We start from the raw sequence: 19,155 nt of genomic DNA on the forward strand, positions 1-19,155 counted from the left end.
TATAAAAGTACTAGATTTAATTAATTCTCTTATTTCATCACCCACTTCTTTATCGTCATAATAATCACTTAATCTGTTGTTGATAATTGCAAATTCGGAATCGAAAAAATTAACATTAAAATGCTCTGATAAATCATTAGCCAAATTTTGCAATGCTTTTGATAAGCTTTTATAAAATTTACTCTCACCTATCCAGAGTTCATTCATTTCTTTGTCATAATGAACTGCATCAAAACCATGAACCATTCCGCTTGGACTATCTTTAAAATATATTTTGGATATAAGTTGTGGTTTATTAAATTGTCTTTCTAGTAAATAATATAGTATAAGCTCACCAAATTCGCCACGCTTTAAATATCTATCTTCTGCATCATCATCTGCCGATATGAAATATTCGTTAGCTTCTTTAATCTCTTTAACTTTATAAAGTAACTCCATGCCATCCCTAGTAGCTTTTCTAGGACCAGATTCCGATGAAATCTCTAAAGCTCTTTTTTTACCGAGTGCAAAGAAAGGAATTTCATTAAAAATTTCCTCATTCCACTCATCTGTTTTTTGATAAACCTGTCCTTCATCGTTTATATCAAAAACGATATGAAAGCAATACGTTTGAATGCTTTCATACTCATACTTATTTGTTAGATAGTTCAAAATTTAAGCCTGACCAAATTTTATTCCCACTCTATCGTTGCAGGTGGCTTGCTTGAGATGTCATAAACTACGCGGTTTATGCCATTTACCTCGTTTATGATACGGCGGCTTACATTTTCAAGCAGATCATAAGGAAGCCTTGAAAAGCTTGCAGTCATGCCGTCACTTGCATCTACGACGCGCACGCAAACAGCGTTTTCATAGGTGCGGTTATCGCCCATAACGCCAACAGAATTTACATTTAAAAGCACACAAAACGCCTGCCAAGTTTTGTTATACCAGCCACTACTTTTTAATTCATCGCGCAAGATCACATCAGCTTTGCGAAGTAGCTCAAGGCTTGGTTTATTTACCTCGCCCATGATGCGGATCGCAAGACCAGGTCCAGGGAAAGGATGGCGGAAGACTAGCTCGCGGCTTAGTCCAAGCTCAAGTCCTAGCTTTCTAACCTCGTCTTTAAAAATCTCTCTTAGCGGTTCTATTAGCTCAAATGTCATCCAATCAGGCAAACCTCCAACGTTGTGGTGGCTCTTTATCGTCTTGCTTGAGCCAACGACTGAGCTTTCTATGATGTCAGTATAAAGAGTGCCTTGAGCTAGAAATTTCACATCGCCATGCTTTTTAGCCTCTTGCTCAAAAATTTCTATAAATGTCTCGCCTATGATCTTGCGTTTTTTCTCAGGATCAACGACGCCAGCCAAGCGACCTAAAAATGTTTCGCTCGCATCTATGCTAACTAGCTCAACGCCAAGTTTCGTTCTAAATGTAGCCTCAACTTGCTCTTTTTCGTTTGTTCTAAGAAGTCCGTTATCGACAAAAACAAGGATCAAATTTTCAGGCACAGCAGCTGCTAAAAGTGCCGCAGTCACAGAGCTATCCACGCCACCACTAACCGCGCAAAGCACCTTGTGAGTACCCACTGTTTTTCTTATCTCTTCTATTTTGTTCTTAGCGAAGCTTCCCATATTCCAAGTGCTCTCGCAGCCGCAGATATATTTAGCAAAATTCTTTAAAATTTGCGTGCCATACTCGCTATGTTGCACCTCTGCGTGAAACTGGATCGCATAAAATTTACGCTTATCATCACCAAAAGCACAATAAGGCGAATTTTCGCTGATCGCAATCGCCTCAAAGCCCTTTGGCAGGTCTTTTACATAGTCGCTATGGCTCATCCATACGATTTGTTTTGAAGGTGTATCTTTAAAAAGATCGTGCTCTTTTACGACGCTAAGTTCAGCCTTGCCGTACTCTTTGTGATCAGCTGCTAAAACCTCAGCACCATGTGTGTGAGCAAGTAGCTGCATGCCGTAGCAAACGCCAAGGATAGGGATATTTAGCTCAAAGACGCCGTTATCGCAAAAGTAGGCATCTTTGGCATAAACGCTAGCCGGACCACCACTTAGAATGATACCTTTTGGATCTTTCGCCTTTATATCGCTTAGTTTTGCGTTAAATGGCAAAATTTCAGTATAAACTCCTTCTTCTCTTAGCCTTCTAGCTATTAGCTGAGTATACTGCGAACCAAAGTCCAAAACTATAATCGTATTGTTCATTTATAACCTTTTAAAAGTAGATGTGAAAAATTTCAAACTGCACATACCAAACAATGAGTGATACGATGTATCCTAAAACTACCATCCATGCATATTTCATATGCGCACCAAAGGTATAAATTCCTTTTAATTTACCCATTACTCCAACGCCAGCTGCTGAGCCAAAGCTGATCATCGAACCGCCGATACCAGCTGTAAGTGTCACAAGTAACCACTGGCTCATAGACTCACCCGCATCAGCTCCCATAGCTGGATTTGCTTTTAAGACAGCTGACATAACAGGGACGTTATCAACGACTGCTGAGAGGAAGCCAACACCGATATTTACAGGTGTTGAGCCAAATTTATCATAAAGTGACACAGCGTAATTTAAAAATCCAGCAAAGTGAAGAGCGCCAACTGCAGCTAAAATTCCAAAGAAGAAAAATAGCGTGTTGTTCTCGATCTTTGACATATAGTGAAAGACGTTCATAGGCTCTTCGTCTTTGTGAGCTTTTTTGAAATAATATGTGTAAAGGCTAAGCAGTGAGAAGCCAAACATCATGCCCCACATCGCTGGCAAGTGAAATAACTGGTGCATCATAACTGCACAAAAGATAGTAAATGCACCTATAAAGATAACCGCTTTACCACCCTTTTTCATAACCACTTTTGGCTCATTTGCCACGTCAAAATGAGGCGCAGTATTTGGCACGATGCGTGAAAGTAAAAACGCTGTCACAAACCAGCCGATAAATGAAGCTGGGAAAAGTGCAAAAAAGTCTAAAAATGGTGACTTGCCAGCCGCCCAAACCATAAGTGTAGTGATATCACCAAATGGACTCCACGCTCCGCCTGCATTTGCTGCTACGACGATGTTTATCGCACCTGCGACTAAAAAATTTGTATTATTTCTATCTATCGTTAAAAGAACGGTTGATAGGATAAGCGCTGTTGTTAGGTTATCAGCCACTGGGCTAATGAAAAACGCCAAAATACCAGTTAGCCAAAATAGCTTTCTGTAAGTGTAGCCTTTTGAAACTAGGTTGTATTTAAGTGCGTTAAATACATCTCTTTCAACAAGTGCTTCGATAAATGTCATCGCTACCATTAAGAAAAATACGATCTGAGCTATCTCTAAGATCAGGTGATTTACCTCGTGCTCTAGCGAATGCACATCCATGCCGTTTATAAGCATATAAACGCCGATTAGCAAAAACATAAAAGTGCCGATAAAGATAGCAGGTTTTGCCTTGTCGATGTGAAAATTCTCTTCTGCTGCTATGAAAAAGTATCCAACAACAAAAATGATAAGCGATAAAATTCCCGCCCATGTAGTAGTTAAGTCAATAGCCGCAGCTTCTCCGTCAGCACCAAAGGCTATAGCAAAAAACAAGCCTAGAAGTCCAAATAACCTCATATACTCTCCTTGTAAGATAAAAATTTGCGTATTTTACTTAAATGAGCCTAAAATTTAGGTTAGTTAAATTTATTAAGCTTGCATTACATTTTTATCTTACGCGAAATTTAAGATCAAATTTTATTGATCTTGTCAGTTTTTTTCTCTTTCACAGGTGCATCGCCATAAAATGGATCGTCCTTGTAGCCGCAACCACTAAGTGCAAAAAGAGCGAAAATTAAAATAAAAGATGATAAGATTGCCTTATGAAAGACGCCAAATTTATGATAGATACTATTCACGAAAATCCTTTGTATAAAGAAAAATTAAGCATGGCAGACGAGTGCCAAGAGCTTCTTCGCCTCATGGGTAAAGCAAAGCGATTTTACATAGCTTTTTGCTATGTTAGAGAAGGCATTTTAACCTTCGTTCTCACTCATCCCTCAGGGCTTTTGGAGCTTAGACGTGATAGTAGTATAAATGATATAAAAGGGTTATTAAAAACCTTTTGCAAATTTAATAAAAATAGCATTTTTGCAAGCGTCATCGAGCCAAAACCTCTTAGCGAGATCAACTATATAAAAAACAAAAAAGAAGAAAATATAAGATTTATCGTAAGCAAATATCTAAAATTTTTCACGCCACAACCTACGCAAAGGTCAAATTTCATCACTCCAGCAAGCAAGGGCGAGTTTAAAAATTTAGCTACAAATGAGCAAATTTATAAGAAATTTGAAGAGCTAAGAGAAATTTTGCTAAAGAAAAACGAGCAGGCAAGATGCTAATAGACGAGATAAGAACGCTTCCAAGCGAGCCTGGCGTATATCAATATTTTGACGCTCAAAACAGACTTTTATATGTAGGCAAGGCCAAAATTTTAAAAAACAGGGTCAAAAGCTACTTTAAATTTACCCCAAGCTTAGCACCAGCTGAAAAGCTAAGCCCAAGAATTTCGAAGATGATAAGCGAGGCGGTGCATCTTGAATACATCGTCACACCAAGCGAGGCAGACGCGCTCATACTTGAAAATTCATTTATCAAGCAGCTTAAGCCAAAATACAACATCTTGCTTCGTGACGACAAGACCTACCCTTATATCTTTATAAATTTAAACGATGAATTTCCTAGATTTGAGATCACTAGAAAGGTTGTAAAAGGCTCAAATATACGCTATTTTGGGCCATATTTTAGTGGAGCAGGAGAGCTTCTTGAGGCGCTTTATCTAAATTTCAACCTAGTTCAGAAAAAGTCCTGCATCAAAGGCAAAAAAGCCTGCCTATTTTATCAGCTAAAACGCTGCTACGCCCCATGTGAGGGCAAAATTTCAAAAGAAGACTACGCCAAAATAGTCGCTGACGCCACAGCCGCTTTGCAAAATCCAAATTTGCTAATCGCTCGCCTTGAAGAGCTCATGCTAAACTACGCCAAGGCCGAAGACTACGAGCAAGCAGCCGCGACTAGAGATAAGGTGCAAACGCTTAAAAATATGCAAACAAAGGTCGAGGTCGATCTTGCCAAGCTTGAGGACTTTGAGGCCTATTCGGTCGCTTGCGTGCATGATATGATCTGCGCGGTGAGATTTAGCGTGCAAAGCGGCAAGATAACAGGCGTAAAAACAGATATCACGCAGGCTAAAAACGCTCAAAAAGACGAGATAAACGAGGCTTATAAGCAGGCCATTTTAAAAAGCTTTATCGCTGGTCAGCCAATAATCAGCACCAAAATTTACGTCAATGAAAACTTTGAAGATAGCGAGCTGGTGGAGGAAATTTTAAACGAGAGGTTTGGGCGTAAATTTAGCATCACTTGCCCAAAAATAGGCGATAAGCGTAAAATTTGTGAGATCGCTACAAAAAACGCTGAAGTTAGCATCGAAAAATACCTAAAAACGCACGATAACGAGCTACTAAACGAGATAAAAGAGTATTTTAATCTAGCTCACACGCCTTACGTGGTCGAAGCTTACGACAACTCACACCTTTTTGGCGAGGCAAGTGTCGGAGCGATGGTGCGCTATGAGCATGGCGAGTGGGCGAAACAAAACTACCGCCACATGCATCTAAATTCCAAAAACGACTACGATCAGATGAGAGAGAGCCTCACTGCTAGAGCACTTAGGTTTGATAAGCTTAGTCCGCCTGATCTTTGGGTCATTGATGGTGGCGAAGCGCTTTTAAATTTAGCTTGCGAAATTTTAGCAAGCAGTGGTGCAAACGTCGATGTAATCGCTATCTCAAAAGAAAAAATAGACGCCAAAGCTCACCGCGCAAAAGGCGAGGCAAAAGATAAAATTTACACAAAAAATGGCAGCTTTAGCCTAAGCACGAGCGATAAAAAGCTGCAGTTTTTTCAAAAGATGCGCGATGAGAGCCATAGATTTGTCATCAGTTTTCACAGAAAAACAAGGCAGAAAAACGATATGCAAAGATCAGTGCTAAGACAAGCTGGCGTTTCTGAGGGCAGTATCGCGAAATTAATCAGCTTTTACGGAAGTTTTGATAAAATCAGCGAAGCAAATTTAGACGAAGTGGCAAAAATAACAAACAAAAGCGTAGCAGCAAAGCTTTTAACGCTCAAAGAAGGAAATTTGAAGTGATAATATACGACAAAAACGGTCAAATTTTAGCGATGGGAGATATCTCTCTTGGTTTGCTTGAATTTAAAGATATAAGGGAGTTTTTAAGCGAGCATAAAGACATTGACGAGCTAGTTTTAGACTACAAAGAGTCTGGAGTTTTTATAGATTATCTAGCTAAAAGACCAAATTTAAGAGTAAATTTAAAGACCAAAAACGGCAAAATTTTAAATGCGACGCTTAAATTTTCAAAGATCAGCTCAGTAAAAAATGAAGAGTATTTTGAGCTTTTAATCCTCGATCAAACAGAAATTTACAGCCAAAACCAGCAAGCTGCGATAAAAGCAAAGACCAAACTTCGCTTGCCAAATTTAAGGGTAGATGAAAAAGAGCTTTTAGATAAAGAAGAAGAGGTCTTAAACGAGAGCTGGTTTAGCGAGACAGCTAGCTTTTTAAATTTAAGCAAAAGCGAGTTTGCGACCTATCTTGGTATATTTTTAAGCAAAGCCAAAGATAAGATGATCTTTATCCAAAGTGCGGTGCAAGCGCGAGATACTAAATTTTTAGAAGAGAGCATAAAGATCTTAAAAGAGCCAGCGCTAAATTTAAAGATCACTCCACTTGTGGCAAATTTCGATGCGCTACTTACTAGACCAAACAAAATTAAAAAGATCGCTCAGATAAACGAAAGACTAGGCGAAATAAGCACGCTTTGCAATAAATTTTCAAAAAGGCTTGGCAATGAGGGTTAGTAAATTTTTAGTTCTTTTGCCGATATTTTTGGCGGCTTTCGCTTGCTTTTATAATGGCGCACTCTACTTTGATAAATTTAGGATCTCTTATGGCATAAATAGCGAGGTAAAAAGAGAAAGTTTGATAAGAAAAACCTTAGATGCGATCGTTTCAGAAAGAATTGCTTACGAAAGATATGAAAAAACTAGGTCGCCACAAGACGAGACGGCTTTAAGAGAGGCAAATGCTGCTAAGAATTTGTTTGTAAAAAGTTTATCAAATACTCTTTCTAACACACCAGATGATAAAAGGATAAGAGATAGGCTAAATGAAGTTTTAAAAAACGCAAATGCAAGTTGGGAGAGCTCTAATCTCTCGTTTCTTAGCTTTGTTGAGTTAGCAAATTCTGCTGTTGAAAGTGGGCAAATTTTATTTAGAGATGTTGCTTTAGACATTGATATCAAGCGTCATATACTCTCTTTACTTAGAACCTATGAGCTGCTTCAAAACGTAAATACCACAAAAGAGCATATCTTGGCTGTGCTTATGGGTAAAGAAAAAATTACCGAAAGTTCGCTAAAACAATCTCTAGATAGCCTTAAATACAACGATATAAATGCAAATTTACTCCCAAATGGCGATATAAAAGACAACATAATAAGAGATATAGATAGGCTTGAAAACATAGAGACCACGCAAGGTTATGACGAGATCCGCTTTAAGCTAAAGCTAAAAAATGAGCTAACACGTGATGAAATTTTGCAGATATATACCTTTGAAAGCAATAGAGCCAAGCTCTTTAGCAAGATAGCAAATGTCTTAAGTGACGAGCTAAAGAGACTAAATGATAACTTTAGAGTAAAGGTGCTTAGTCTAATATTTTTGATGTTTTTTCTATCGCTTTGGCTCTTTTACGCTGGCTATAAAACATACATCTGGCTAAAAGATCTGGAGAATTTAAATCAAAAAATGAAGCTTATAAGAGATGAGATTTTAAAAAGAGGTGATAGAAATCCACAAAATTTAATAGAAAGCTTCATAACCCTATATAAAGAGCTGCTTCAAAAGTATGAGCAAGAAAGAAGCTTTGCTGCGATAAAAGATAGACTGCTTGTTAGGCTAAGTAAGAAATTTTACCTCTCAAAAGAGCAAATTTTAAGCTCGGTCGCTACGCTAAAAAAAGATGAAAACGTGGTAAAAAATGAGCTTGTTTTTGAAAATTTAGAAAAAAATAGCCAGATAATCGCGATAAATTACAGCAATATAAAAGGCTTGCTTGATAGCAGAAATGGCGAAGTTGGACTAAATTTAAAGCCATTTAACCCACAAATTTTGTTTTCAAATATCCTTGAAGCGCAGATACCTTTTACGCAAGAGAAAAAGCTAAATTTTTTAACCTACCTTGATGCAAACATTAGCGACGAGCTAGAGGGCGATAGCGAGAAGATAAGCGTCGTCTTTGGCTCTATCATGCAAGCTGTCGTGACAAAATGCGATAAATTTGCCAACTTGATAGTAGAGATAAAAAATGTCAGCGACGCTCTTAGTCAAAGTGGTCTTTTGCTAATCGAAACAAAGATAAGGACAAATCAAATTTTCATAAATGAAGAGCAGATAAAAGCTTTAAGCGCAGAAGATGAAAATGAGACAAATGACGAAGAGAGCGAGTTTTATCTAAGACTTGCTAGCTTTTATCTAAAGCTTTTTAACTCAAGCCTTGATATAAGCACGCTTGGCGGAGCTGGCAATGAGTTTAAATTTATCCTTAGTCTAAAAAAGGTGCAAAAACTGCAAAATTTCAGCCTAAATCACGAGCTAAGGATCGCGTATCTGCCTGATATAAATGCAAAATATAATGAATTTTTCGCAGCTACTTTAGAAGATATGGGACTTAGGTTTCAAAATATCATCTCAAACAACCAAGCACAAGCTAAAAACTACGATATCGTCTTTGCAAGGCAGAGTGCTAGTAAAAATATAAATATAAAAAATGCGGTCTTGCTAAAAGATCCGCTCACGCCACTTAGCGTTGCGCGGCTTGTCTATATGGAGAAGAACAAGGGCGAGAGCTTGACTGAAGAGAAAGTGCTCTTTTTACTATGCGATAAAAATCCGCTTAGTCTTGAGATGTTTTCGCGTGCTTTTAGCTTCTTAGACTGCGAAGTTATAGGCGTTAGCAGCCATAAAGAGCTTAAGCAAGCACTGCTTTTAAATAGGTTTAACGCGGTATTTATCGATGCTTCATTTTTTGAAAATGGCGTGGCAAATTTTGTAAAAGAGATAAGATCGCTTCAAGAAGAGAAGATAAATTTAGTCGCTGTGGTCTCAAACACCTCAAATATCCCTGAAAGAGAGCTGCTACCTGCTTTTGATGAGAAGATCAGAAAGCCTTTTAGCAAAGATGAGCTAAATCAAATTTTGCCTAAATTTATAAAAAACTATAAGCCAAGCAAAGAAAATAGATACTTTAGTAAAAATGAAAATATAGTAATTTACAAGAGCACGAAGCTTGAAAATAAGATATTTGCTGGCGCTCTTGGCGAGTTTCAAAACACGCTTGAGATCGCAAATAGCTTTAGCGAGCTTTTGATAAAGATAAAGACAAAACCTTGCTCGCTAGCGCTTGTGGATGAAGCAGCGGAGGGTTTTGATATAAAAGAGCTAATAGCCACGATATCTGAGCTTAGATCTGGGCTAAAGCTAGATGCTAGAGTGCTACTTTTTAGCAACAACTTGGAGCTTAAAAATCAAAAAGAGTATATAAAAATCCTATCTCCAAGTGTGAGCAAGATAGAGCTTACAAACTTCGTAAAATCAGAGCTTGGCGAGATAAATTCGACCCAAAATGAACTAAAGAACAACTTTAAGTTTATAAAATTTAAGAGTTGAGTGTTTGGCTAGCTTATAAATTTGAACTAAATTTCTAGGCTGGCATCTTTAGTAAATTTATGTGAGATAAAATTTAAATTTTTGCTGGTAAATTTGCCGCTTTGATTTAATGTAGCTTGCGTTTTTGGCAAAGCGATTTTAATCAAATTCTAGCTAAGGATTTGCAGGTTTTTAAATTGATCTAAACCGATAGTAGATCAAATTTATTCTTAAAACGGCATAGATAAAAATAGAAATTTAACTAGCCTGTAAATTTGGCATTAGGCTAGCTTTGGATCAATTTTACTCTTTTATCCTACCGATAGCTTCAGCAAATTTAAGCTCTTTGTTTTCAAAAAGGTTGTACTCGATCGCATCTTTTTCGCTAAGTATGACGATGGTCGAACCAAGCTCAAAATTTCCGAGACGCTCGCCTTTTTTGATATGTAAATTTTCATACTCATAAATTTGCGTAAAATTTGCCATAGCATTTGTTTGAATGCGCTCATCAAAGCTAAATTTCATCTTGCCAACGTTTAGCGCACCTACAAAGACTAGCCAAAGTTTTTTGGCATTTTTCATCTCGCAAAGTAGCGCCACACGCTCGTTTTTAGTATAAAGGCTATCCACCTTGCCAAGCCATTTTACTGCCACACTGTAAAGCTTACCAGGGATATAGACCGCTTTTTTTATCGTAATGTCGCAAGGTGCATGATAGTGGTGGTAGTCTTTTGGGCTAAGATAGATGTTCGCAAAGTCAAACTCGCCTTCAAGCTCGCCCTGCCCTAAAAGCTCCTTTAGACCGTAATTCATACCTTTTATGCTAAAAGCTTCTAGCTCTTTTGTAGTGCCAAAGCTAAGGCAGGTGCCATCAACAGGACTTATAAATATCTCATTTGCTGCGTCAAATTCTCTTGGCTTTAAGAGCTCTCTGGTAAAAAGTTCGTTTAAATTTTTATACTCATTTGCCAGCTTAAACTCGCTCATGTCGATCTTAAATAGCTTTACATAAAAGGAGTTGATAAGCTCTTGAAGCGGTTTGAAAAAGTTTAATTTTGCTACCTTGCCAAAAATTTGAGAGAAGAGATTGTCCTTGTTCATTTTATTCCTTGCTTAAATTTAAAATAGCGATCTCACTTGGAGCAAAGATCCTAACTGGAGGCCCCCAAAATCCTGCACCACTACTAACATAAGCTTGCATTTTATCATTAATCTTATAAAGCCCATGTAAAAAACCTTGATCAAGTAAAACCAAGAGGCTAAAAGGGAAAATTTGTCCAGCATGCGTGTGACCACAAAGGACTAGATCGACATCTTTTTGCATAGTTTTTATAAATTTTGGCTGATGAGAGAGCAGGATAGTCGGCAGATCTGGGTCGCATCCTGCTAGCGCTTCATCTAAATTTGGCTCTAAATTTTTAAACTTTATGCCAGCTAAATCATATACCCCTGCTAAATTTATACCAGCTATTTTTTCATTTTTATTACCAAGTATCCTAATGCCAAGAGCGCGAATTTTTTCTAGTATCCCATCAACTCCGTGGTAGTATTCGTGATTGCCAGGAACATAAAAGGTGCCATAGGTACTTTTAAGGTTTTTTAATGGATCCAAAAAATCGCCGATAAGCTCAGCTCTCATATCGACCAAGTCGCCAACTATCACAACTAGATCTGGTCTAGCTAAATTTATCTCTTTCACAAGCTCAGCAACAAAGTCCTTTTGCAAAAACTCGCCAATGTGCACATCGGTTATCATGGCTATTTTTAGATCATTTTGTAAATTTTTTATTTTTATACTAACTTGTCTGATCTTTGGCGGAGTAAGTGCGTTAAAAATTCCTTTCAAAAAGCAAGCAACTACAAAAATGACAAATGTCACATCAAAACAAAATTTAATAAATTTTCGTCTCGTGGAATTAAAATGAGCTTTTGAGCAAATAGATCTAACAACATCATAAAACAAACTAACGCCAAATAAAAATAGAGAAAAACCAATGAGCGTTCCTGCTATCAGATAGAGTTCTATATTTAAAAAAGAAAATCTTAGTTGAAGAACAAATACAAACTCGAGCACACTAATAACATAGAAAAATATGCGAATTTTTTTAAGATGCGGTGTAAAAAATGATACCTTTTTGATAAAACGTTTGTATGAGTATAAATTTGTAAGAACACTAAAGATAAATGCCCCGATAATGATCCGAAAAAGTCCCAAAATATCTCCTTGAAAACAAAGATTATATTTTATATTTTTAAATTTACATTATAGATTTTATTGATTTTATAATTTAAATTTACAGAAACGGTTGTTAAAAGGTGTTTGTTTTAGGATAATAACTAAAAGATAAAATTTGGAATTTAAAAATAAAAAGGTGGGAAAATCTCCCACCTTAAAAAGCATTACTCTACTTTACCAGATTCCATTCTTTTTTTGTGGATCTCACGAAGTTTTCTTATATCATTTTTAACTTCGAATACACCATGCCAGTGTGAATAGTCAGGGCCACCCATTAGAGCGCCTTGTCTCATACGGCGACCTTCGTGGTGCCACATATGATAGTAAACATCTTGGAATTCATCTTCCCAAGCGTCTGCGAGTAGTAAGTTTTTAGCTTTCAACTCTTCAAGCATCTTAGTTGCTTCAGCATTGTAAACGTTATAAAGCTCTACTTGCTTATCACCCATAATGAAGAAGTTATCTGTATGAGTTGATGTATGGCAAGCTTTACAAACTAGCTTCATCTCAGCTCTTGCTGCTTCTGGTCCATTTGGATGACCTGCAAGTGGCGTTCCTATGGTTAGTTTGCCAGTTTTTTCGTAAACAACAGCAGCTTGTTCATCACCAGCTGTTCTTAGCTTACTGCTGACGCCCCATAGGTTCCATTTTAGTCTTCTTGAAACATTGTGAGTTGTTGTTGTTTCACCAACACCACTCATGTGGCAAGCTGCACAAGTTGGAGCTCTAAAGTCTGGTACATCCCATGTATCAGGAGCAGCATCAAAATTCCATTTGTGAGCTTCGCTATTATAGATATGTCCGTGCATTGAGTTGTTAAAGATCTCAATATCTGGGTGATCAGGTCCAAGGTGGCAAGATGCACAAGCAGCTGGTTTTCTAGCTTCAGCTATGCTAAATGTGTGTGCGCTGTGGCATGATTTACATCCGCCTACGCCACCATCAGGATAAACATTACCTATACCGTAGTTTGGCCAAGTCTCTTTTGTAGGTTTGTGATCAGCGTCTAGTTTGATGACGGTTCCGTGGCACTGTGTACAACCAGTAGCGTCTGGAGCCATTTTGTATTCTGGATGATCCATACCTTCATAGTGATACATTAGTTTTACCATCGCAGGGTTAGCATACATTTGCATAGCACCTCTTGCGTGACCACTCTTAACAAATTCTTCAACCTCATTTTCGTGACACTTAGCACAAGTTTTTGGGCTAACTAGCATTGAAACATGGTTGTTAGAATCTTTTGGATGCACCTTAACTGAAGCCATAGGATTATCTGCATTTACAGAGTGACAATCCATACAACTTACGCCAACGTGAGCGTGGCGACTATTTTTCCAATCGGCAACTATGCCGGGTGTCTCTTTAGCGTGGCACTCAACACAGCTTTTTGATAAGTCTGACATTTTGTGAGCAACTTTAATGTTTTTTACAACATTAAGGTTTAAAGCGTCAGATTTATTTGCATCCATGTTTGCGGCAAAGCCAAAAGACATTAGACAGGCTAATAACATTAGCGACTTTTTAAACATCTCTCCTCCTTACTTGGTTTTATTGTTTTCTTGTTTTTTAATTGCTTCAAATTTATCGATTTGTAGCCCTAAATTCTTGTGACCAACATGCTCATGGCAGTCAACACATGATTTCTTATTAGGATTTCCAAGAACGAAATAATCTCTATGTGGCAAGAATGATTTACCAGCTTGAATAACATTTTTTAAATTTGAGTGACAAGTCAAACATCCACTATCATAGACAAAGTGAGATGCATGCTCGCGTTTTTTACGCCAGTCGATCTTGTCTGTATCTGTAAAAAATGTCTTATAGCCATCATTTATCGATACTTTAAGTTTTGTAAGTACATAGGTATAGGCACTTGTATGATTTAGGTGACAGGCTGAACATTCAGCTTTTATGCCAAGCTTGTTATTGCCGCCGTGTACATCTTCATGATATGCAGCATTCATAGGATCCATCGTGTGACACATGGTACAGACAAATCCGCTACCAGTCGCATGAAGTGCATCAGCTATGCCCATAGAAGCGATAAGGCCGATTACGATGCCTATTATCACAGATGACCAAACAAAAAATTTCTTCTTAACTTCAGCCAAATTTTCCTCCTGAATTTATCAATATATCGTAAATTTTTACGAAAATTTTAGGTGAATGTTATCCAAAAAAATATAAATTTTTTCTTTAAGTAAATGAAAATATTTATTTGATATTAACTTTCAATAAGAATAAATTTCTTGTAGCCCACCTACATCTTTTTCCAAAATTTGGTTCTTCTCATCAAGTTTAACCAAACCATTTGTTTTAAATTTATTTAAAATTCTCGAAAAAGTTTCTGGAGTCATATTGAGTATTGATGAAATTTTTGTATGTTTTAGTTCATTAAATAGATCTTCGTGATTTAAAATGAACCTAGCCACCTTCTCTTCGGAGCTAAGTATTAGTTCTTGGTGGAGTAAATTTGTAGTTATTCTTATCTTTTGAGCCATTGATTTTAGAAATTTCATGCAAATTTCTGGCTTTGTTAAAAATTGTGCTTCAAATTTTTCATAATTTATCTTTAAAACCTCGCCAGAGATAGTAAAAATGGCGCTTGCTGGATAAGGGATATTTTCAAAATTTACAACTTCAGCTACAAAATTCATAGGCGCAAGCTGATGGATAAAAATTTCCTTGCCATTTGCCGTAGTTTTATAAAGTTTAACCGAGCCAGTTATCAAAAATGTAAGCCACTTTGGCTCCTCGCCCTCTATAAATAAAAACTCGCCTTTTTTGTATTTTTTAACAACACTTATTGTTTCAAGTTTGGTTAGGTCATCGGCGCTAAGGCCTTGAAAAAATGGGATTTGTTCTATCATATTTCACTCGCTTTTAAGATAAAAAGGCATTTTAGCATAAAAAATAGGACAAAATTTAACGGATTTCAAAGGGAGCTTTCTCCCTTTGATTTAAGAATTTATTTTTTAAGAAGATCTCTGATCTCAGTTAGAAGTGCTATATCAGCTGGGGTTTCAGGCTCTGCAGGAGCTGCCTCTTCTTCTTTTGGTAGTTTATTTTTAAGTGTATTTAAAGCTTTGATGACGCAAAAAATACAAAACGCAATGATTAAAAAATCAACCATTGTTTGTATAAATGAGCCATAGTTTATCGTAACAGCTGGCGCACCTTCTGCTGCTTCTTTTAGTGTTAGCTTAAGATCAGTGAAATTTACACCGCCTGTTATAACACCAACAACTGGCATAATAATATCACCAACTAGTGATGAGACGATCTTTCCAAATGCCCCACCGATGACAACACCAACTGCCATATCTATGACATTTCCGCGCATCGCAAATTCTTTAAATTCGCTGATAAAACTCATTCTTTCTCCTATAAATAGTTAAATTTTCGTGCGGATTTTATAAAAAATATGCTTTGCTTAGCCTAAAAATTTAAAATTACATAACTTTAAATTTATCAAGCGAGTGTTATAATCCAAACTTCAAATTTAACGTAAGGAATGAGCTTATGTATCGTTTTGCACCCTCTCCAACAGGAGATATGCACATAGGAAATTTACGTGCTGCTATTTTCAACTATATTTGTTCTTTGCAAGATAAAAGTGGCTTTATTTTACGCATAGAAGATACCGACAAAGAGCGAAATATCGAGGGAAAAGAGAAAGATATCTTAGAAATTTTGAGCAAATTTGGCATAAAACCAGAGCAAATTTACATCCAAAGTGAAAATTTAAAATTCCACAGACAGCTTGCATCAAAGCTTCTCATCGATAAAAAGGCCTTTGCTTGCTTTTGCACCGAAGAAGAGCTCGAAGCAAAAAAACAAAAGGCAAAAGAGCAAGGCGTGGCATATAGATATGACGGCACCTGCGAGAGGCTAAGCGATGCTGAAGTTTTAAACTGCGAAAAGCCATTTGTCATCCGCATGAAAAAACCAACACGCACGATGAGCTTTACAGATGCGATCAAGGGCGAGCTAAGCTTCGAGCCAGACGCAGTTGATAGCTTTGTCATCATGAGAGCGGACAAAACTCCGACTTATAACTTCGCCTGCGCGGTTGATGATATGCTTGAGGGCGTGACCTTTGTCATACGCGGCGAGGATCACGTGAGCAATACACCAAAGCAAGACCTCATACGCGAGGGTCTTGGCTACACCGGCAAGATGAACTACGCGCATTTGCCTATCCTTTTAAATATAGAGGGTAAAAAAATGAGCAAACGCGAGAACGAATCAAGCGTAAAATGGCTCTTTGAGCAGGGATTTTTACCAGAGGCGATCGCAAACTATCTGATACTTCTTGGCAACAAAACTCCAACTGAAATTTTTACGATCGAAGATGCGGTGAAGTGGTTTGATATAACCAAAATTTCGCGCTCACCTGCTAGATTTGACGTGAAAAAACTTGAGCAGATAAATAGAGAGCACATCAAGCTTGCTTCAAAAGAGCGCATAAAAGAGATCTTTGGCGTGGATGATAGCAAGGTTGAGCTGGTTAAATTTTACACACAAGAAAGCTCTCTAGTACCTGAGATAAAGGCAAAAATAGAAGCTATATATTCACCAAAAATAGCTCCAGATGAGTATAAAAATGAATTTGAGATCATAAAAAAAGCGGCTCTAAATTTAAAACCGTGCGAGAGCTTTGATGAGTTTAAAAAAGAGCTTATGAGTGCTACAAATTTAAAAGGCAAAAACTTTTTCATGCCACTACGTGCGCTTCTTACAAACGACCTTCACGGCCCTGAGCTTAGCGAGCTCTATCCACTCATCAAAGATGATCTAGGCAAAATTTTAATCTAGGAGCAAAAATGATACTTTCCACCCTATTTTCAGCGATCGCAAACATTTTGCATCTTATCATCACGGTATATACGTGGATCGTCATCGCAGCGGCTCTCATTAGCTGGGTCAAGCCTGATCCTAGCTCGCCAGTCGTGCAGTTACTTTATAGGCTGACTGATCCTGTTTATAGCTTCATCAGACGCTACATCAAAACAGAATTTAACGGCATCGACTTTGCCCCACTCATCGTGCTTTTAGCACTTCAACTCATAGATCAATTTTTAATAAGGCTTTTATTTGTTTTTGCTGCGTCACTTTAGTATCCTCTCTTTAGCCTGCGTTGCTCTTTTAGCTAAAATTTACACCTACGAGGAGCTAAAAAACGAGCCAAAAAGCCTTGCAAAAGACTACTACATAAACCGCCTTATAAACGAAGGCAGCTACACAAAGGAGCAGATAGCAGAGCTTTCACGCGACGTTTTTAGAAAAAGCGGCTTAGTTCAAAAATCAATCAATAAAATTTTACCTCCCAAAGCAGCCCCTAGCAAGTGCCCTGGCATAAACGCAAGCAACATCACAAGTGCTAGCTTGGCTTGCCAAAATTTACTAACAACGATGAGCTTTTCTCTAAAACTTGATAGCAAAACTCGTGAAATTTTAGCGGCAAATCTTGCAAGCATAAACCCAGAAAAAGCTAGAATTTTACGCACTTTAAACGAGCCAAACCCGGCTCTTAGCTTTGCAAATGCAAACGATGCAAAGAGCTTTTTAGAGCTTTTTAACGTTTCAAGTCCGCAAAGTAAGAACGCGCTTTTTAGCGAGAGCTTTGACGCAAATTTCATGACAAAGCTTTATTCACAAAAGGGCTTTACAAATTTATTAAACGATATCGTATTTAATAAAAAATATGAAAGCTTTAGAAGAAATTTACTTAGCATAGATCCTGCAGTCACTGAGAAGAACGACGCATTTACCCTTGGATTAAACGCCATCTTGCTTGGTCAAAATGACGTTGCATTTAGTTTTTTTACAAGAGCTAAAAGCACCTTTGATAGGGCTTGGCAAAGGGACAATGCGACCTTTTGGCAGTATGAACTAAGCGGCGATGAGAGCTTTTTAAAAGAGCTAAGTGCTAGCAAAGATGCAAATATCTACTCACTTTACGCAAGAGATTTGGTCGGTGGCGAGCCACTTGAAGTGATCGTGCCAAGACCTAGCAAGCAAAATATCGAAAATTTTGACGTGAGCGATCCATTTTTATGGAACAAAACCACGTCCCTTGCAAAGGATATGAACGCCACGCAAGCAAGCGAATTTGCGATGAAATTTTACACAAACGAGAGCATCGGCGCATACGCATACTTCATGCAAAAGGCGCATGGCTGGGAGAAGCAGTACTTTTTGATGCCAAACTCACCAGAGCTTGAAGGCATCAGCACTGAGCGAAAGTCGATGATCTACGCACTTGCTAGACAAGAGAGCCTCTTTATCCCAAGCGTCGTTTCTACCTCTTACGCTCTTGGTATGATGCAGTTTATGCCATTTCTTGCAAATGCGATCGGCAAAAAAGAGCTAAAAATTCCAAATTTTGACCAAGACGATCTTTTTAAAACTGATGTCGCATTTAAATTTGCAAATCACCACCTAAACTACCTTGATAAATTTCTTTACCATCCGCTATTTACAGCCTACGCGTATAACGGCGGTATTGGCTTTACCAAAAAGGTCATCACAAGAGATGATATGTTTAAAGAGGGTAAATTTGAGCCATTTTTATCGATCGAGCTAGTCCCAGTGGCTGAGACTAGAAACTACGGCAAGAAAGTGCTTGCAAACTACGTGATCTATATGGCGCTTAATGGTTCCAGTATAAAGATTTCGCAACTTTTCGAAAATTTAACAAAACCGGCTTTGACTGATAAATTTCGAAACTAAGCGCGAGATCGTCACTTTGCTTACTTGGTGCGGTCACTTCGTAATAGACCGCCCAAGGCATTGAAAATCCAGCAAATTTAAGCATCTCGTCGTTTTCATCAAGCAGTCTTGCATTTGTGGCATTTGAGTCGCCATTTACCTTTATGTTGCTCAAATTTTGCGCATGCTCTTTTGGGTTGATGGCTACTAAAAAGTGCTCTTTGCTCTCGTCTAAATTTGAGTTATATATAGGATTTAAATAGGTTGCGATTATGAGCGTTCTATCGGTGCCATCGATGATCTCGCTCTTGCTTGTGTAGGCTAAAAGCTCATTTTTTAGTGGCTCATGCACGATCACTTTTTGATCGGCGCAGCCAAATATCATCAAAATAAATATAAAAAATAGTGTAAATTTTCTCATAAAAAACTCTTAAAATATTAAATT

The 19,155-nt window shown here is 37.7% G+C and carries 18 protein-coding genes; 7 read left to right on the top strand and 11 right to left on the bottom strand.

Translation table 11 applies throughout. The features are described 5' to 3' along the window. From CYP77_RS03020 to CYP77_RS09935, 4 genes are all read right to left on the bottom strand, one after another. Positions 1-651 (bottom strand): HamA C-terminal domain-containing protein (locus tag CYP77_RS03020; RefSeq protein WP_103599687.1); only part of this gene is annotated, 651 nt, incomplete at its 3' end. Between the two features lie 20 nt (positions 652-671). Then, positions 672-2,204, bottom strand: a complete 1,533-nt coding sequence (guaA, locus tag CYP77_RS03025) for a glutamine-hydrolyzing GMP synthase (RefSeq protein ID WP_103566374.1) — start codon at positions 2,202-2,204, stop codon at positions 672-674. Between the two features lie 10 nt (positions 2,205-2,214). Then, complete coding sequence (nhaD, locus tag CYP77_RS03030) at positions 2,215-3,603, bottom strand: sodium:proton antiporter NhaD (RefSeq protein ID WP_103566376.1); 1,389 nt, start codon at positions 3,601-3,603, stop codon at positions 2,215-2,217. 113 nt (positions 3,604-3,716) lie between these two features. Next, positions 3,717-3,884, bottom strand: coding sequence for an LptM family lipoprotein (locus tag CYP77_RS09935; RefSeq protein WP_181001419.1), 168 nt, complete (start codon positions 3,882-3,884; stop codon positions 3,717-3,719). Here CYP77_RS09935 and CYP77_RS03035 point away from each other — a divergent pair. Genes CYP77_RS03035 through CYP77_RS03050 form a run of 4 tightly spaced genes read left to right on the top strand, consistent with a single transcriptional unit; the run spans position 3,867 to position 9,778 of the window. Continuing rightward, positions 3,867-4,367, top strand: coding sequence for a hypothetical protein (locus CYP77_RS03035; protein ID WP_181001946.1), 501 nt, complete (start codon positions 3,867-3,869; stop codon positions 4,365-4,367). The genes CYP77_RS09935 and CYP77_RS03035 overlap by 18 nt on opposite strands. Beyond that, the gene (gene uvrC / locus CYP77_RS03040) at positions 4,361-6,178 is read left to right on the top strand and encodes an excinuclease ABC subunit UvrC (RefSeq protein ID WP_103566379.1); all 1,818 of its coding nucleotides are present in this window, start codon (positions 4,361-4,363) and stop codon (positions 6,176-6,178) included. Before CYP77_RS03035 ends, uvrC begins: the two co-directional genes overlap by 7 nt. Beyond that, a complete protein-coding gene (locus CYP77_RS03045) occupies positions 6,175-6,909 on the top strand; it encodes a hypothetical protein (protein ID WP_103566384.1) in 735 nt (244 codons plus the stop codon). The genes uvrC and CYP77_RS03045 overlap by 4 nt, the downstream gene beginning before the upstream one ends. Next, positions 6,899-9,778: a histidine kinase gene (locus tag CYP77_RS03050; protein ID WP_103566387.1), complete on the top strand. Its 2,880-nt coding sequence runs from the start codon at positions 6,899-6,901 to the stop codon at positions 9,776-9,778. Before CYP77_RS03045 ends, CYP77_RS03050 begins: the two co-directional genes overlap by 11 nt. Before the next feature lie 282 nt (positions 9,779-10,060). On the opposite strand, the gene CYP77_RS03055 is transcribed toward CYP77_RS03050, so the two are convergent. The 6 genes from CYP77_RS03055 to mscL form a co-directional block, all read right to left on the bottom strand. Next, positions 10,061-10,858, bottom strand: a complete 798-nt coding sequence (locus tag CYP77_RS03055; protein ID WP_103566391.1) for a phosphatidylserine decarboxylase — start codon at positions 10,856-10,858, stop codon at positions 10,061-10,063. A 1-nt stretch (position 10,859) separates the two neighbouring features. After that, a complete protein-coding gene (locus CYP77_RS03060; RefSeq protein ID WP_258033420.1) occupies positions 10,860-11,603 on the bottom strand; it encodes a metallophosphoesterase in 744 nt (247 codons plus the stop codon). A 554-nt stretch (positions 11,604-12,157) separates the two neighbouring features. Beyond that, the gene (locus CYP77_RS03065; protein WP_103566399.1) at positions 12,158-13,525 is read right to left on the bottom strand and encodes a multiheme c-type cytochrome; all 1,368 of its coding nucleotides are present in this window, start codon (positions 13,523-13,525) and stop codon (positions 12,158-12,160) included. Positions 13,526-13,534: 9 nt separating this feature from the next. Further along, the gene (locus CYP77_RS03070; RefSeq protein WP_021089703.1) at positions 13,535-14,107 is read right to left on the bottom strand and encodes a cytochrome c3 family protein; all 573 of its coding nucleotides are present in this window, start codon (positions 14,105-14,107) and stop codon (positions 13,535-13,537) included. A gap of 120 nt (positions 14,108-14,227) precedes the next feature. Then, complete coding sequence (locus CYP77_RS03075; protein ID WP_103599688.1) at positions 14,228-14,866, bottom strand: Crp/Fnr family transcriptional regulator; 639 nt, start codon at positions 14,864-14,866, stop codon at positions 14,228-14,230. Positions 14,867-14,964: 98 nt separating this feature from the next. Continuing rightward, a complete protein-coding gene (gene mscL / locus CYP77_RS03080; RefSeq protein WP_009294582.1) occupies positions 14,965-15,372 on the bottom strand; it encodes a large-conductance mechanosensitive channel protein MscL in 408 nt (135 codons plus the stop codon). 146 nt (positions 15,373-15,518) lie between these two features. Here mscL and gltX point away from each other — a divergent pair, with 146 nt between their 5' ends. Genes gltX through CYP77_RS03095 form a run of 3 tightly spaced genes read left to right on the top strand, consistent with a single transcriptional unit; the run spans position 15,519 to position 18,731 of the window. After that, positions 15,519-16,814 carry a glutamate--tRNA ligase gene (gene gltX / locus CYP77_RS03085; RefSeq protein ID WP_103567646.1) on the top strand — a complete coding sequence of 432 codons (1,296 nt, stop codon included), beginning with the start codon at positions 15,519-15,521 and terminating at the stop codon, positions 16,812-16,814. Positions 16,815-16,822: 8 nt separating this feature from the next. Beyond that, entirely contained in the window at positions 16,823-17,116 is a 294-nt protein-coding gene (locus CYP77_RS03090) for a YggT family protein (protein ID WP_021089641.1), read from the top strand. Then, on the top strand, positions 17,094-18,731 hold the full coding sequence (locus CYP77_RS03095) for a lytic transglycosylase domain-containing protein (protein WP_103567647.1): 1,638 nt from the start codon (positions 17,094-17,096) through the stop codon (positions 18,729-18,731). The genes CYP77_RS03090 and CYP77_RS03095 overlap by 23 nt, the downstream gene beginning before the upstream one ends. Here the strand turns inward: CYP77_RS03095 and CYP77_RS03100 are convergent. Beyond that, a complete protein-coding gene (locus tag CYP77_RS03100; protein WP_009294586.1) occupies positions 18,652-19,131 on the bottom strand; it encodes a hypothetical protein in 480 nt (159 codons plus the stop codon). The genes CYP77_RS03095 and CYP77_RS03100 overlap by 80 nt on opposite strands. Positions 19,132-19,155: the final 24 nt, after the last annotated feature.

The sequence above is a fragment of the Campylobacter concisus genome, from assembly GCF_002913865.1.
Taxonomy (GTDB): domain Bacteria; phylum Campylobacterota; class Campylobacteria; order Campylobacterales; family Campylobacteraceae; genus Campylobacter_A; species Campylobacter_A concisus_AM.